Here is a 14,599-nt window from a genome sequence, read left to right on the forward strand (position 1 = left end):
CTATGCCCCCGCGCCGAAGGCAATCAGCAGATCGAGAATGATCGGGATGATTCGCTCCAGGAAGGATGCGAATTGATCCCAATCGATTGCCGCTTGGTCAATTTCGCCGTTTGCTTTTCGCGGCAATTCATCGGCAGCAGCTTCGCCGGAAAACGCCATCTGCACGACGCAAAGGTCTTGCGCCTGCTCGCGAAATGCCGGCGAAAACATCGCGACTCGGATTCGAAGTGCATCACGGCGCGTGATCGTTCCCGATTTCGCCGCGGCGCGAGCCGCTTTGATCACCGATCGTCGGAAACCGTCCGTTGCTTCTGTCTCGATGAAGTGATCCGACATCGACGTGAAAGTCAAATCTCGGTCGGCCGGCGGTGGTGTTCGATACGGTTCCGTCTTGGCAACGATCGGCGTGAACGCCGGGGGATCGCTTACCGTAAGAACTTTGACCGGACGCTGTGTCCCGGTGACTTCGGTCGGGAAAACGTAGCCGCCCGTGACAACCGAACCGTTGGCAAGTCGTGATGAGTGGGACTGCGTGACCGCATAAGTCTGCACCTGTGGGCAGTCCGGCCCAGGGCACATCTTGGTCTGAACCAGCGGGCAGTCCGGCCCGGTGCACACCTTTCGCGTCACTTCACGCGAAGCCGTGCGGTTTCCGAAGAACAACCGACGAAGCGGGCCGTCGGAGAACCCGACAGCAGTCAGCATCGTGGTGACGATCAACAATCCACAAATCACTCGTTTCATGATTTCCCTCTTTTCAATTGCCCCAATAATTGGCTTCTTTTTCCGGCGCGCCCCATCGGTCTACCGCGTACTCTCGCTCGCCGCTGCGGATCTGCTCTTTGCGATACCACGGCACATCGTCGGCGTGGATGCGATATTCCCGTCCGCGAGAATCGCGGGCACGGTAAGAATTGGCCAACGGCTCCAGGAGCAGCGACACAGTGAAGAACACAATCGCGATCACGATCGCTGCAATCACTTCACTGGTCGATTCGCCGGTTCGAGTCATCCGATTGATCGTGGTGCGAGAATAGATGCCCCCGCGGGCGGTGATCGCACCCAACGATCGCCAACCCCGGGAGCGTGCACCCGCAATCATGGCAAACCCCCTACGCATTTCATCGCTCTCTCACGCATTCTGTGAGTTTGCGGAAAAAAGTTGGGTCCGCTCCCTCTCCCGTTCGGCGGGGATGGAAATCCAGACCGTCACCATCTGCTCGTCACGGAAGTCTTTGGCGCCCCGCAGCGCGCCGAGGCGGACCAGGCCGGGCAGATGCCTCTTGATCGAATCGATCGACACCGGGTCCGCCATAGCAGTTTGAATCTGCTGAACTGTCGCGCCGCGGCGGAACCCTCCAGCGGCTTCAACGATGCGGAGATCGACGCGGTGGAGTTCAAGCATGGCGGCCGCCTTGACCCTTTCTCTTCGGGCTCCCGGTAGGTAGGAGGGAGCGCAGCGGACTCCCTCCTACCGTGGCCCTTCGAGGGTCGAATGACAAATTGTCGGGACGAACTGGGACGAACTGGGACGTTCTATCTGGTAGCTCAGTTTTCCAGTTCGTCCCGTTGTATTTATCTATAGGGACGAACTGAACGGGACGAACTGGAATTGGGTGTTTCAGGGATCTGTGTTTCATAGTTCGTCCAGTTCGTCCAGTTCGTCCGGGACGATCTGGAAAAGTAGATGTTTATTGTGGGCGCCCTTTTTAACCACCACTTCGTCCTCGTTGATAAGGGCTGCAATTACGTCACGGATTTGCTTTCCTCGTCCTGCGATGCCTTGTTCGACTTCGGCTTTGGTACATCCTTGATGCTGACCGATGAATGCGTAGACCCGGTCTTTCAAATCTTCACTCTCCTGGTCCTTTTCAGCGGCCTGTAGCTCCTCGCGGACTGCTTTCCACTCCTGGGGGCTCCGCAGTGTCGTGGCCCACGTCAGACCCGTGGCGCGCGTTCCCGTGCAGGCTTCGAGCATCTTCATCCCTTGGTGCCCGGCAGATCCGCCCCAGTGGAACCAGAGCGTGTGGTTGCCATCCATTTGATACGCCTCGCGGCGTTTGATCAGAAGAAACTGCCGGCCGAACTCGGCAACGCCCGATTGGCTTAAATCTTCCAACTCCGGTGGGTCCGCGAAGCTCTTGCCCTGTTTTTTGAAGTGGTGCAACAGCACCACCGTAATTCCGGCCCGGTGAATCTGTTCGGCGATCAACTCCAGCTGCTCGCCCATGGAGTAAACATTGCTGGCGGAATCCCCGACCCGCAACGACCTGTAAAGTGGGTCCACGAAAACGATGTCCACTTCAGACTCACGCAGCTCCTCTATCAGATCCTCCACAATCGTTGCATCGTCCAGCTTTGGCAGTTTGAAACTGATTTGGAAATCCGCCAAATCAGCCCCCGATAGCCCTTTGGATTCGGCGATTAGACGCAGATTCTCCTGCAATGTCGACTCTCCCGACTCCCCGCTGATGAATAGCACTCGTTCCCGTTTCGGTACGTTGTACGTCCCCAGGAACGGCGTTCCTGTGGCGATCGATACCGCCAACTCTAATGCCACGGTTGTTTTTAGCGCCTTGGCCGCACCGCCAATGATCATTGGCTCCCCGCGGACCATGAAATCCTCAACCAGGAAATCTCGGGTGATTTTCTTGGCCAGTAAGCTCGTACCTGACTGCATCCCGGTTCGAAAGCGGTCTGGATCAAACCCGTCATCTTTCGCGGCGCGCTCGAGCCATCCGATTGTGATGACCCGCTCCCCTTCTTCGCGACGGAAGGATTCCCACGTCTGCAAAGCGTCGTCTTCATCGAATTTGGCGCTCTGTTGGCTCCAGCGGCACCAGTGCCGGAACATTTCCTCCGAGGGATCGCACCAATGCAAAGCCATCCCGACACTCAGCCAATCGGAGTATTCCTCGCACCGGCTTTCGTCCAAATGCTCCAGGTACTCGATTGCCTTGGAGATCTTGGCCGGGTCTCGGTCGTACTTTTCCTGTAGCTTCTTGGGTTCACTGATCATCGCCTGAACGGCGTGCAGGCTGTCCCGTTGAGACGTGATTTGGTGATGCCTCTCCTTCTCGAGCGCATGGCCTGTAATGCAGAAGAATCGACCCGTGGACGCCCCGTCGTAAAGCTCCACGCCCCTGCCGTGTGAGATCTTTCGCATCTCGGCACTCAGCGCCCCGGCGGCCAGGAGTTTAACGCCGCTTCCGCTGGGGCTGATTTCGGCGTAGGTCGGCATCATGGCAAGAATCATCTTGGCCTGTTCGCTGAACCCCTCACCGCTGTAGCAGTCATCCAGATCGACGCCGACGATCCCAGGGGGTAGGACGAGGCCAAGGCCTGAAAACTTCCCACTTTCCATCGCCTGCGTGGCCTCATCGAATGAGCACCATGTTTCGGGTGAATTGACCGCGGCCCAACGGCCACTGGGCTGCTTTGGGATCTTGGTCCACTTCTCTGACCCGTCGCCTCGCCTCTTCCATTCGAGGCTCCAAAGTATCCACCGATCGAGGACTCGGATCGCTTCGGGGATCTTGTCCAGTCGGACGCCGATTGTGTCGGGCTTAGGCTCCATACCGGCCCCTGTATTTGTTGAGTGCATCGAGTAGGGCTGATTGTGCCTGGTCTTTTGATTCGATTCTTTCCGCAATTGCTTCGTCTATGGTTTCTCGCGCAAGGATGCGGTGGATTCGGACGTTGCCATCAACCCCTTGCCGGTGGATTCGCGCGTTGAGTTGCTGGTAGTCTTCGAGGTTATCCGTCAGGCCAAACCAAATGATGTCGCGGCCAGGCCCCGCTTGCATGTTGATCCCGTGACTGAGAGACTTCGGTTGGACTGCGAGCAAATGCAGCTCGCCCTTGTTCCATTGCTCAATTAACGCATCAGCTTCCTTTCCTTTTGTCGCTCCATAGATGGCTTTGCACGAAGGGAATACCTTCCGCAGTCGCTCCAGTTCGTGCGTGTAACTGTATGCGACCAACGCCGGTTTTCCTTGCAGTTCATCAACCAGATCAACCACCGCATCCATTTTGGCGGAGTGCAACGGAGTCGCCTTCTTGTCTTCGTCGTAGATCCCGCCTCCGGCCATTTGACGGCAGGCGTTGTATTTGGCCCCGGCATTGGAAAGAACAAGGTCATCACCCGCGTCCAGCTCCAGAAACATTTCGCGTTCGAGACGGCGATACTCCTTGAGCGCCTTGGTCGGCAGATCAATCCAAACGTCATTGATCAGCATTTCAGGTAGGTCCAAATGGTCTTCAGCCGAAAGTCGCAAGCACAAATGATCAATTTTCTGTTCGATCCGCTTTTGACTGCCCTCATTCAGAATCCACTTGTAGCCTCCAAATCCACCCCGATAAAAATACCGGTTACGGAACTTGGTCACACCTGTTCCCAAGGCTTCCCCTTGGTCGAGAATGAACACCTGGGAAAACAAATCGGCGATCCCGTTTGGTGATGGCGTCCCGGTCAAAATCAATCGGTACCGGAATCCGCCAAGCATCTTGCGGAGGGCTTTAGTACGCAACGCAGACCAGTTTTTGAACTTGCTCGATTCATCCACAACCAGGGTGCCAAATGGCAAAGGTCGCTTGGCATAGTAGGTTTGCAACCAAGGGATGCCTTCTGGATTGATCAGGTACAAATCGGCATCAACTGACAGGGCTTTCATGCGATGCGTACTAGACCCGTGCACGATCGAGCACGTCATCCCAGCGAACTGAGACCATTTTTTGCACTCTTGGCCCCAAACGCTGTAGACCACTCGCAGCGGAGCGACCACCAGAGTCTTGCGCGATAGGCCGAGCGATTTCAAAAGACGCAGCCAACAAAGCGTTGTAGCGGTTTTTCCAAGTCCAGGGTCGAGGAATAATGCCCCGCCTGATTGACCTTCGACGATGGTGCGTCGGATAAGCCAAGCCAGGGCGTGGTGTTGATATTCGTGAGGGCTAAAAAACTTCACTGCAAAAACTCATCCAATGCCTTTTCTGCTTGCCCTATTTCCGTCGGTGTGATGACTTGGAAACCAAGCCTTCTCAATTCCTCTGCGATGCGTTTTTGAGCCGGCCGGAGCTTGCCACCTGGCTTTTTGAACTCTGCAAAGAAAATGCCCCTGGGCGTTATCACCGTGCGATCGGGGAATCCGTTGGCCCCGTCGATGCGTAGTTTCAAAGCCAGGCAGCCTTTGCGATCGGCGTAAGCGACAAAGGCTGATTCAATGTCCGCTTCAAGTGTCATAGCAACTGAACCATGCGATCCATGGCAAGATCCCAAACCCATTCATCCTTGAGCGTGGGAACGGGGCGTTTGCCTTCGCGTAGAGTTTCAAAAATCGATTGCTCGCATGATCCGATCCGCCCATACGTGCCAGGATCACGTAGAACCACGTCGACGATTTCATCAAACCCGCAAACGCCATCTGGGTCTTCGGCCCTGCGGATTTCATTCAACGAAACTCCGAACCCCAACAGATTCGTGATCAACTGATTGAACGTCTCCGCGTCGTCCTGGTATTCACGCATCACATCGCAGACGAGGTGAATCAGATCATGCAAATCTTCCTCGGACGCGTCGTCACCGAGAGCGACCTTGGCCCGTTGCATCGTTGCGTGTGATTTAGTCGGGTCCAACTTCGGCAGATCCGCACCGGCGATCCAATGACGTGAGGTCTCGGCGAATTCTGGATTTAGCTCGAATCCGATGTAAGAACGCCCCAAACGCTTGGCCACTTTTCCGGTTGTGCCAAGGCCTGAAAACGGGTCCAGCACCGTCCCGCCGATCGGGCAACCGGACTCGATGCAAGGCTCTACCAGCTCCTCGGGAAAGACCGCAGTGTGGACGCCGTTTGCTGTGGCTGGTTTGATACTCCACACGTCGCGTTTGTTGCGGAAGTCATACGTTATAGGTTCCAACACTTGTTCAAAATAGTAGTTCTTACTTTTGCCAAAAAAGAACACATATTCGTGCGAGGGCGTGAATCGATCTTTCGCGCTCGAGGGCATCGGGTTTGGTTTATGCCAAATGATGTCATTTCGCAAAACCCATCCGTAAGAACTGAGTGCGAACGCGACTTTCCAGGGGACGCCAAGCAACTGCTTGTTTTTGTATTTGTCCCCGAGGTTCAGGTAGACCGTTGCGGTCGGTTTCAACTTTGGTCGCAGACGGCCAAACAGTGCCACCAGTGCGTCAACGTATTGACCAAGAGTCTTTTCGTTTCCGATTTCATTGCCATCGAAAAACTCGCTGTAAACTCTCTGGTTGAAATACGGCGGACTGGTAACCACACAATCAATAGATTCGTCGTCTAGCGATTCAGCCAACTGGTTGCAATCGCCTTGCAAAACTTCCCATTTCATAGTTATTGCTCCTTAAAAACGCCAATCTTTCTACGTCGAGCCACGCGGCACGCTTCAACAATCAGTTCAGGTCTTTCCCTGATTCGCCTTCGAAGCCCCCCCACCCCTGGTACGTGCTCATCCTTAGGGAATAGGTGCTCGGCGTCTCCTGATTCCGCCACCTTTATCGCGCCGTCGTACTCGCACACTTCGTTCGCCACTTTGGTCCACTGTCTAGCGGTCAAACCGGTCATTTTCGGTACCTCTTTGCTTCAAAACCTTCGACTTCGATGGGACACCCCCGGCCCCATACCGGGATTTGTTTCATAATGCGTTCGAACGTTCTCAAATCGCCGAATTGATCGGGCACTTCGCAGATGATTTCGTCATGTACCGTGGCGACGATCGGGTAGCGTTCACGCTCGACCCGCAGCATCGCCTCGCAAAGAAAGTCACGGGCGATTGCCTGGACCACGTTCTCCGTCAACTTGCCCCCATAGGTCCGTTCTTTGGACCATTTGCGGGTCTTTGAATTGACTGCCCAGAACTGAATCTGCTTGATGTACTGGGGTTCTTTCGGTTGCAGTTCAGATCGAATGTTCGCCTTTTGTAGTAGCGTCCTGCCGCCCTTAGGAACACTGCATTCAATCCATCGATCCGTCTGCCGTTCGCCCAAATCAATGCCCATGTCTTCGAGTTGCTCAGTCGCCTCTTCGGGGGCGATGATGGCACCGAAGTACCCTTCGCTCCATGGAGCCACCACATCCACCAGATGAGGCTTGCAGTAATGCAACTGGCGACCACTGGGCAATCTGATTTGCATCCATTTCGCATTGGCCGTGATCTCCAGGCGTCCCACCCGGTGCGGCTGGTGTGTTTCCACGGCGCGGACGCACGCGGTACCGATCGATGCCCAAAAGTCTTTGATTGCCGAGTTAGATTCGCGGTAAGTTTTCACAACTTGGCGCGCGAACTTGTTATCGATCAGAACGCCCGCCATCAGTTTACAGGCCGACCGGAACGACCGGTGCCCCATGCCATATCCCAGACCGAGGATAGCGGTTTTGCCCACGTGCCTTTGTGTCTTGATGACTTCGGATTCTTCGACCTCATAGATCTTCGAAGCCATCGAAACGTAAACGTCTGCGCCCTCAGCGAATTGCGTGAGTAGATCCGTTTGACCTGCGACCCAGGCCAGCACCCGTGCTTCGATCGATGCGAAGTCACAGACCATTAGACGGTGACCTGGTTCTGAGACTACCATTGACCGCAGCGAGCTGCTGATGCAATCGATCGGAGGGGCTAGCAGCAAATCTAGCAGGCTTTCATCCTGGGCTGGTAAGAACCGGTGGATGATTTCGATTTCTGACGAGGACAACACACCGCGCGGGTAGTTCTGGATTTGAATCCCGCTGCCTGCCCATCTGCCTGTAGAGGCTCCATGGTAAACCAGGTTGCCGCGTACTCGCCCGTCGGTATCACATCGCTCCAGCATCGCTTTAAGCTTCGCCGTGGATGCCTTTGACGCCTCTTGACGAATCAGCAACACTTCACGCACGACTTTGGGTAGTTCTTCCCGATCGAGCCATTCGGATACCGTTTCTTTCGCCAAGTTCGGGATGGGCTCGTCAGCTGCGGATTCGATGAAATCGCGCATCGCCTGGACTTGTTTCGGCGTGCTGACTTTGCCTTTGGTGATTTCGCTCAGTGCATCACAGCAACGCTTGTATGTTTGATCGACAATGGCCAAGGCGTTCTCGATCGCGGGTCTGTCAATGGCTAAGCCCCGGAGGTTGATTCGCTGGTCGAGTTGCCAAACCTTGAGCTCGGAGGGCGTCAATGGCGGGATCGCCGCACTGATGGCCATTTCACTACGCACGTCTTGTTTGCAGTAAAGGTAAAGACGCTGCAACTTCTCTGGATCGTTATCCCATTCACTTGGGTCTTTCTTGCTAGGCTTTTTGGGTTTGCACAAACGCATCATGATGCGTTTGCCACCCTCATCTTTTTGCACGGGTAAACCCAGGGCACTACCGGCAGCGTCCAAAGCACGCGGCAGCGTTAACCGGCAGCAAGCAGCGAGAGAGCAACGCCATTGAGCAAATGGAACATCAGGCCAGCCCATTCGCTCGTGACAAACATGACGCCAAATCAGGCGTTCAAAGCCGACGTTGTGGGCCTCGATCAATTGCCCGTCTCGGATCAACTTGAACAATCCTTGGGGCAAAACATTTCCTGGCTTCCATAGAAACGGTTCACCGCCAAGCGAGTAGGCCAAACAGAGCACCAAGGTGGACTCGTCTCGTGCGTAAACGCTCGCCCCACTCTTACGAATGTCTGCCCTTGAGCGGGTTTCAAAATCGATTGTGATCATTCGTCCGTGTGCTCAAGGCGGGGTAGAAAGAGGCAGCAGCCTGCCAGACTCACCACTACTGACCAAAAAAGGGCAGGTGACTCCTAGAACTTTCTTACAAAAGAGATTCCGCCTCTTCCCCAAAGGCGTCGGCGTCCACTTCGGATTCAAAACCCTCGAATTCGCTTTCGCGGAATCCACCGCCCAGCGGTTCGCCATCTTTCCAGAACATCAAGCCGCGAAGCCCCAGCGTGACGCCTGGGTCGATGCCCTTCTTTGAATCACCGCTGTACGCAAATGCGTTCACGCTGACGTGGACATAGCAACCGGGGTAGATGTCCTCGGTCGGCTCCAACTTGCCCTGAACGCGGCGCAAGAGGGCGGGCTTCTTCTCCTCACCTGCTTTGGGGTTGATAAACAGCTTTTCGTAGCTGTGCTCGAACTCTTCGTCATCGCCTTTGCGAAGCGTCCAGTCCTTCATCCCTTTTGGGGTTTTCGAACCAAACTCATCAGCCATCGCTTCGGCACGGACCTCACGGATCTTGTCCTCCTCACCCGGTTCCAACACCACGCAGGCGGAGTATTTCATTCCGCTTTGGGTATCTTTGGGTTTGTAAATCGCGCCGCCAATGAATCGGCCTTTAACAACACACTGCATTTCAGTTACTCCAATATTCACTCGGACTCGCAGCTTTCAAACTCTTCCGATGCCGGTTTGCGTTCCACCGCTTTGCGACGATCGGACTCAGGAACCACCGTGGTTCCCTTGTGAGGACGTTCAACCATGCCAGTGACGAGTTCTTTACCGACAACTTTTTCGAGTTGTGCGGGGCTCATCAGGCGGGTTTCGTAGATTTGTTTCTTGCCGAACTTCTTGTTCCGGCAGCGTCGGACGATCTCGTTTTCGTCGATCGCGTATTTGCGGTTGTGGTACGTGTCGACGAGCTTGTAGCCGGGGATTGAATCGCCGAGTTCCAGGCGACCCTTAACCCATGCCTCTACCCCTTCGATGTACGTCTTGACCGCTTTACGCATGGCCAATACTTCCGCCGCTTTATCAGGTGTCATCTGATCTGCATCGAAATCAGATTTGGCCATGCGTAATGTCAGTTCGGAGAGTTCGGGGCAGTTGACGGCGCGAGGGCACCATCGGCAGTGATCCCCGGCGTGTAGTTCCTCTGCGCGAACGCCGTTAATGACCTTGGAAACCCGTTCGTAAAAATCGGCCAAGTACTCCCGATCGGCTTTCCACGAACGGATTGGACCATCTGGGTGATTTGTTCGCGGTTGAACGATCGTGATCTCAGTATCCAAGATGCGGCCGTTTTGGAAGTAATCGCAGAACAGCAACGCATAGGATGAGAGCTGTGCGTTGCCCTCTGCTTCGACCGTAACGCCTGCCCCATATTTGAAGTCGATGATGTGTTGTTGCGCAGGGACCCCAAAGTCAAGCGTTCCCCCAAAGCCTGCTAGCTTCGAATGCTCGATCCGAGTCTCCACCACACCTGTCGCACTTTCGGTGGCGTCCTCTAGCACGTCCAGATAGATCTGCACCGCCTCGGCCATCTCGGTATCAATGGTGATGGTGTAGCCATCACAGGAGCGAGGCTGGCCGATGAATTCACTTGGTGGTACTCCCAGCATCCAACAGTGTTCGGCCAAGGCATGCGCGACAGTCCCTTCTGCGGCATACTCGCTTGATTTCGATTCCACCGATGGCTCTTCCACACTCGCTGGACAAGCTAGCCATCGGTCCGTTCCTGACGCGGAAAATTTGCTGTGTATCTCAGGCATAGACTGCGATCTCCGCTAACAGCTCCGCGTACTTGTCCTCGGGGCATTCCTTGACCCGTTCAATACCGACTTTTGCCAGCACCTTCTTGAGTGTTGGCGTCCCCTTTTGCTCAAGTAATGAAGACGCAGCTTCCAGCAATTCATCCATTGTTGGAGGGTTGATTTCCTCCGGCTCCGGATCAGCTGGTTCTTCGCGCTTGCGTTTGCCGTTCGCTTTCGGGGTGGTTTTTGGTTCCGTTCCCAAAGCGGGTAGGCCGATCTTGTCCGCGATCCATTTGCGCACTGGGCCTGGGGCTTCCGCGATTTCTGATGAGGTTAATACGATTTGCATTCTGACTCTCCGTTAAAGGCCGGGTGTAGCGGCTGCGCGGATGAACGCCACCCGCAGCGTGCGGTCACTATGACCGGTGTTTCTTCATTTCAATGACGCGTTCCATCGCCGTTTGATAGTCCTCGCCGTCAAGGATCACGTGCATCAGCTCATCCGCCTCATCACTACCCAACGGTTCGTTGTGCAGCCTCGCGAAATCCTTGGCTAGCTCGCCCAGCTGGTCGCGTAAATGGCCCGCCCTGGCGATGTACTGATTGATGTTCTTGATGCGATTCATAGTTTCACCCGCTGGAAAAACACGCCGCGACGGCCTTCTTAAACCGCCGCGGCGCTGGTGTGCCACCGCTACTTTGCGGTGGGTCCGTTGTTGCCTTTACCACGGTCGCGATCACGTTGGATCGCGTCGTAGACTTCCTGTCGATGGACTGGGATGCATTGCGGAGCCTCGATCCCGAGTCGCACCTTGTCACCGCGAATGTCAACGATCGTGATCGCGACGTCGTCACCAATTCGGATCGTTTCGTCCTTGTGTCTGCTCAAAACCAACATTGCCGAACTCCTTTGTTCCTTGGCGTGAAATTGAAAACCAGCGAACGGGGCCGGAATTGAACCGACATGACCTGCCAAGGTGAAAAGCAGTGCTCTACCATTGAGCTACCCGTCCGAGTGCCGGCGCCGTGGGTTGGGTTATGAGCCCGTCACGGTCACCGGCGTCGATCGCTACCAACGATCGAAAAACGCTCATCCCTGAGCAGCTTGCTCCGTCTCGCTCCTATGCACTCATTGCCGCCGATCGTCGTGATCGACGCGGGTGATTTAGCTGTGCTTCCAAAGGTCTTTGAATACGTCGCGTGCCCAAGCGAAAAACACGATTCCCCAGAGCAATGTCGCTCCGACAAACCCAGCTACAAAAGTGATCATCAGTCGTTGTTCCGTACTTCGAGGGATCTCGCTGCAGACGCTCACCACCGCGAACGAGACGAGGATGGCAACCATCACTGCAACACAAATGGTTGACAGGGTCAGGAATGCGGTGAGGGTCACTGGTCAGACTCCACCAACACAACGTTTTGCCCTTGCTTGGCCAGCAGTTCACTGGCAGACACCAGCCGGCCGATGTTGATCGGTGCCTGCTTGATGTACTTGGCGATCTCACCCGGCAAGCTTGGGCCATTTCGCTTGATGTAAGCGACGACTCTCTTTTCGATCGCTTCATCGATCTTGAAGTTGACCTTCGCCGACCCGCCACCGCCCAACACTTTCCGTAGTTTCTTGAGCTTGGCCGACTTTGCTTCCAGCTGTTCGATTTGCTCATCGATCCGCTTCATCGAGTCGGGATCGGTCAGCACATCGATAGCACGGTCAAGGTTTGATGCTTCCATCGTTTGGATTCTCCGCAGTGCGTTGTCCTCGCCGGGCAACATGGGAATAGGGTTTTCGTCGTAGGGTGCAAAAAGCGGCTCGCCCTGATCGGCCAGCTTGCGGTAGTGTTCAATTCGTTCCGCTGATCCTGGACGCATTACCGGTACCGCTCGACCAGATCCTTGGCTTCTTCCGATCGCGTGTTTGGGCGAACATTGGCAAGGCGGCTTGGGCCAACCGAGTTGCGGATCTGGCGGAGCGTGTCAGCTCCTCGTGTCCATTCATCCCGCAGCTTTGATCGCCATCGTTGACCATTGGCTTCGATGTAGCGGACCAGATCAGCCTTGACGTGAGGGCCGATGCAGCCGTGTTCCAAGCATTGAACCGGCCCCCTGCCACACCAATTGCATGTGCGTCGTTTGCTCACCGCATCACCCTCCCGCCTTAATGCGGGTGTACGCGTCCACGTGATCCGCGATCGATTCCATGCACTCCAATTGCGCCTCGCCGATCTCGTTTCGCCGTTTCAATTCGGCCAACGCTCGCTCGTTGTGATCGTCAGTTTGACGCTTGGCTTTCGTGTCGCCGCGGAGCCACTTGCACAGCTCGATGGTGACAAACCAGCCGACGACGCCGAGCGTCATCCCCGTGGAGACGCCAGCGCCCCAGAGCATGGCGGTGAAGAAGGTGGTCATACTTGCACTCATGTTTTGTTGAAAGAAAAAGCCCGCCGCAGGATTGCCATCGATGTGCGGTCGATGTCGATAAGGCCCTGCGACGGGCTGGTTTGGTTTGTTGGAAGCATCAACCGCACGGCCAGAACGATAGAAGCCGAAAACCCCGTGGACGCGAGCGCCCAGAATTTGGGCGCTGAGGTCGCAAAATGACCAGGCGCACCTGAAGCGCACCTAAGCCGATTTCCGCGTCAGTTCGTGCGGGAAAAGACGGTGTTTCTCGATAGCATTCGAGTCCCTCAACGCCCATTATCGTCAAAAATCCCCGTGTTATTGGGGATCAGCCGTTTGACGCCAGCCTACGGGCTTCGATCGGCGCTGGGGCCCCATAGTCGCTGGTGCCCGAGCGCTGGCGCGATTCGGCTGATGCCACTCGTGTTTCGTCGTCCGATGGCTGCGGTGAGTCGACCATCCATCGCAGCGCCCATGACCTGGATGATGGGGATTATTCTTGTTGCGTCGGTTCCGCGAAAGCTTGCAACTCGCTTGGCAACTCCCATTCGCTCTCGACCGTCTCGCGGACCCTTTTTCCGGAATAGTCTTGGTAATTCAATTGGAACAATGTTGCCAAAGGCTCGATCGGGTCGGGCGCGTCAAAATCGAAGCAATGTTTGGGGATCTCCTTGCCAAGCTTCCATGCTAAATAATAGTCGCCCTCGTGGAAAACGACTTCCCGTCCGGCAAATGATGTGTAGGCAAACTCGATTCGCCGTGGCAACCAAAGTCCTTTCTGGAGCTTCCATTCGTAACGACCGCGGACCAAGATCTCTGATGCCAGCGGAAGATTGCTTTCCGGGACGGTGATCTGCACATCGATCGGCATATCGTTGTGCGCCTTGCTGAAGACGATCTTGAACTGGTGGATCGTTTGTTTCTGCTGCGTCCGTAGGACCGCTTCGGTTTGTCCCGATCCAAGTTCTCGTGCGGAGACAAATTGAAGTTCACTTCGCAACTGTGAAATCGTCTTCCTTGGCAAGAACGTGAAGTTCATCGCGGAAGGCCAGAGCCAATCGACGAATGGATCATGTTTGATGACCAGGGACGGAAATGGATTGTTTCGTTTGGTATACCGTGTCCGTGGCATTTCCGTTGCCGGCCCCTGCGGACTTGGCTTGACTTTCACCCGTTTGCCATTGAACGTCTCCCAGGCCCACCGCGTATGGGGCCGTGTAAACGGAGCCTGGCCGCCGACGGATTGAAATGTTGCGGTCGTCTTATTGGAGGAAACGTACGTCGTGAAGTCAGCACGCTCACAGGTCAATTGAAGCGAAGGAATGATGCGACCATCGTCGCCGTTGTGAGGTGGCTGGGATAGCAAGCCCGTCGCCATGCAGGCATAGCCGTTGCGCACCAGGTCTTCGTGGGCGGATTGGTATTTTTTCAGCGTCTCCGCCACGTATGCTTCGACGCCGCCGTCACCACGGACAGGCGTTGACACGAAAAGCAAAATCATTGCAATCAACAGTCGGCTCATACTCCACCCTTTCGAAAGAAAGCCTCAGCAACTTCTAAGAGGAGTCCACTACGATATCAGAACCCCATCGGCCGTGGGAAACGATTCGTGTCATTCGAGTGATTCGTGGACCTATCTCCTCACCACTGTGCACATCCTGGTCCATCGCCTGACCTCACTCTTGTGAGTGGTGCGTCCAAAGTGCAGCTAAACTCCGACCGCAGAGTTCAGGGGCC

The 14,599-nt window shown here is 55.3% G+C and carries 17 protein-coding genes and 1 tRNA gene; all 18 read right to left on the reverse strand.

Features of this window, described 5'->3' with window-relative positions; genetic code table 11:
• The 18 genes from Mal15_RS10585 to Mal15_RS10670 all read right to left on the reverse strand — a co-directional run bounded on the left by Mal15_RS10585 (position 1) and on the right by Mal15_RS10670 (position 14,348).
• Positions 1-744: a hypothetical protein gene (locus tag Mal15_RS10585; RefSeq protein WP_147867730.1), complete on the reverse strand. Its 744-nt coding sequence runs from the start codon at positions 742-744 to the stop codon at positions 1-3.
• Positions 745-757: 13 nt separating this feature from the next.
• Positions 758-1,102 (reverse strand): hypothetical protein, encoded by a 345-nt coding sequence (locus Mal15_RS10590; protein ID WP_147867731.1) that lies wholly within the window; start codon positions 1,100-1,102, stop codon positions 758-760.
• 30 nt (positions 1,103-1,132) lie between these two features.
• Positions 1,133-1,405, reverse strand: a complete 273-nt coding sequence (locus Mal15_RS10595) for a hypothetical protein (protein WP_147867732.1) — start codon at positions 1,403-1,405, stop codon at positions 1,133-1,135.
• 231 nt (positions 1,406-1,636) lie between these two features.
• A complete protein-coding gene (locus tag Mal15_RS10600; RefSeq protein ID WP_147867733.1) occupies positions 1,637-3,604 on the reverse strand; it encodes an AAA family ATPase in 1,968 nt (655 codons plus the stop codon).
• Complete coding sequence (locus Mal15_RS10605) at positions 3,567-4,964, reverse strand: DEAD/DEAH box helicase (RefSeq protein ID WP_147867734.1); 1,398 nt, start codon at positions 4,962-4,964, stop codon at positions 3,567-3,569. The genes Mal15_RS10600 and Mal15_RS10605 overlap by 38 nt, the downstream gene beginning before the upstream one ends.
• Positions 4,961-5,239 (reverse strand): PDDEXK family nuclease, encoded by a 279-nt coding sequence (locus Mal15_RS10610; RefSeq protein ID WP_147867735.1) that lies wholly within the window; start codon positions 5,237-5,239, stop codon positions 4,961-4,963. The genes Mal15_RS10605 and Mal15_RS10610 overlap by 4 nt, the downstream gene beginning before the upstream one ends.
• The gene (locus Mal15_RS10615) at positions 5,236-6,357 is read right to left on the reverse strand and encodes a site-specific DNA-methyltransferase (protein WP_147867736.1); all 1,122 of its coding nucleotides are present in this window, start codon (positions 6,355-6,357) and stop codon (positions 5,236-5,238) included. Before Mal15_RS10615 ends, Mal15_RS10610 begins: the two co-directional genes overlap by 4 nt.
• A gap of 229 nt (positions 6,358-6,586) precedes the next feature.
• Positions 6,587-8,710, reverse strand: coding sequence for a DNA polymerase (locus Mal15_RS10620; RefSeq protein ID WP_147867737.1), 2,124 nt, complete (start codon positions 8,708-8,710; stop codon positions 6,587-6,589).
• 94 nt (positions 8,711-8,804) lie between these two features.
• A complete protein-coding gene (locus tag Mal15_RS10625) occupies positions 8,805-9,347 on the reverse strand; it encodes an ssDNA-binding protein (protein WP_147867738.1) in 543 nt (180 codons plus the stop codon).
• Positions 9,348-9,364: 17 nt separating this feature from the next.
• Positions 9,365-10,483, reverse strand: coding sequence for a DUF2800 domain-containing protein (locus Mal15_RS10630; protein WP_147867739.1), 1,119 nt, complete (start codon positions 10,481-10,483; stop codon positions 9,365-9,367).
• Positions 10,476-10,814, reverse strand: coding sequence for a hypothetical protein (locus Mal15_RS10635; RefSeq protein WP_147867740.1), 339 nt, complete (start codon positions 10,812-10,814; stop codon positions 10,476-10,478). The genes Mal15_RS10630 and Mal15_RS10635 overlap by 8 nt, the downstream gene beginning before the upstream one ends.
• A gap of 67 nt (positions 10,815-10,881) precedes the next feature.
• Complete coding sequence (locus tag Mal15_RS10640) at positions 10,882-11,091, reverse strand: hypothetical protein (RefSeq protein ID WP_147867741.1); 210 nt, start codon at positions 11,089-11,091, stop codon at positions 10,882-10,884.
• 68 nt (positions 11,092-11,159) lie between these two features.
• Entirely contained in the window at positions 11,160-11,363 is a 204-nt protein-coding gene (gene csrA / locus Mal15_RS10645; RefSeq protein ID WP_147867742.1) for a carbon storage regulator CsrA, read from the reverse strand.
• Between the two features lie 41 nt (positions 11,364-11,404).
• Positions 11,405-11,478: transfer RNA gene (locus Mal15_RS10650), tRNA-OTHER, on the reverse strand.
• Positions 11,479-11,630: 152 nt separating this feature from the next.
• The gene (locus Mal15_RS10655) at positions 11,631-11,858 is read right to left on the reverse strand and encodes a hypothetical protein (RefSeq protein WP_147867743.1); all 228 of its coding nucleotides are present in this window, start codon (positions 11,856-11,858) and stop codon (positions 11,631-11,633) included.
• The gene (locus Mal15_RS10660; protein ID WP_167546724.1) at positions 11,855-12,196 is read right to left on the reverse strand and encodes a hypothetical protein; all 342 of its coding nucleotides are present in this window, start codon (positions 12,194-12,196) and stop codon (positions 11,855-11,857) included. The genes Mal15_RS10655 and Mal15_RS10660 overlap by 4 nt, the downstream gene beginning before the upstream one ends.
• Before the next feature lie 411 nt (positions 12,197-12,607).
• Positions 12,608-12,883: a hypothetical protein gene (locus tag Mal15_RS10665; RefSeq protein WP_167546725.1), complete on the reverse strand. Its 276-nt coding sequence runs from the start codon at positions 12,881-12,883 to the stop codon at positions 12,608-12,610.
• Positions 12,884-13,355: 472 nt separating this feature from the next.
• Positions 13,356-14,348: a hypothetical protein gene (locus Mal15_RS10670; RefSeq protein ID WP_147867746.1), complete on the reverse strand. Its 993-nt coding sequence runs from the start codon at positions 14,346-14,348 to the stop codon at positions 13,356-13,358.
• Positions 14,349-14,599 lie beyond the last annotated feature (251 nt).

The sequence above is a fragment of the Stieleria maiorica genome (assembly GCF_008035925.1).
GTDB classification, from domain to species: Bacteria; Planctomycetota; Planctomycetia; order Pirellulales; family Pirellulaceae; genus Stieleria; species Stieleria maiorica.

Coding starts and splice junctions, on each gene's coding strand:
- Mal15_RS10600 (WP_147867733.1), bottom strand. CDS start 3,604: ATGCACTCAACAAATACAGGGGCCGGTATGGAGCCTAAGCCCGACACA.
- Mal15_RS10615 (WP_147867736.1), bottom strand. CDS start 6,357: ATGAAATGGGAAGTTTTGCAAGGCGATTGCAACCAGTTGGCTGAATCG.
- Mal15_RS10665 (WP_167546725.1), bottom strand. CDS start 12,883: ATGAGTGCAAGTATGACCACCTTCTTCACCGCCATGCTCTGGGGCGCT.
- Mal15_RS10620 (WP_147867737.1), bottom strand. CDS start 8,710: ATGATCACAATCGATTTTGAAACCCGCTCAAGGGCAGACATTCGTAAG.
- Mal15_RS10595 (WP_147867732.1), bottom strand. CDS start 1,405: ATGCTTGAACTCCACCGCGTCGATCTCCGCATCGTTGAAGCCGCTGGA.
- Mal15_RS10610 (WP_147867735.1), bottom strand. CDS start 5,239: ATGACACTTGAAGCGGACATTGAATCAGCCTTTGTCGCTTACGCCGAT.
- Mal15_RS10590 (WP_147867731.1), bottom strand. CDS start 1,102: ATGATTGCGGGTGCACGCTCCCGGGGTTGGCGATCGTTGGGTGCGATC.
- Mal15_RS10625 (WP_147867738.1), bottom strand. CDS start 9,347: ATGCAGTGTGTTGTTAAAGGCCGATTCATTGGCGGCGCGATTTACAAA.
- Mal15_RS10630 (WP_147867739.1), bottom strand. CDS start 10,483: ATGCCTGAGATACACAGCAAATTTTCCGCGTCAGGAACGGACCGATGG.
- Mal15_RS10660 (WP_167546724.1), bottom strand. CDS start 12,196: ATGGAAGCATCAAACCTTGACCGTGCTATCGATGTGCTGACCGATCCC.
- Mal15_RS10635 (WP_147867740.1), bottom strand. CDS start 10,814: ATGCAAATCGTATTAACCTCATCAGAAATCGCGGAAGCCCCAGGCCCA.
- Mal15_RS10585 (WP_147867730.1), bottom strand. CDS start 744: ATGAAACGAGTGATTTGTGGATTGTTGATCGTCACCACGATGCTGACT.
- Mal15_RS10640 (WP_147867741.1), bottom strand. CDS start 11,091: ATGAATCGCATCAAGAACATCAATCAGTACATCGCCAGGGCGGGCCAT.
- csrA (WP_147867742.1), bottom strand. CDS start 11,363: ATGTTGGTTTTGAGCAGACACAAGGACGAAACGATCCGAATTGGTGAC.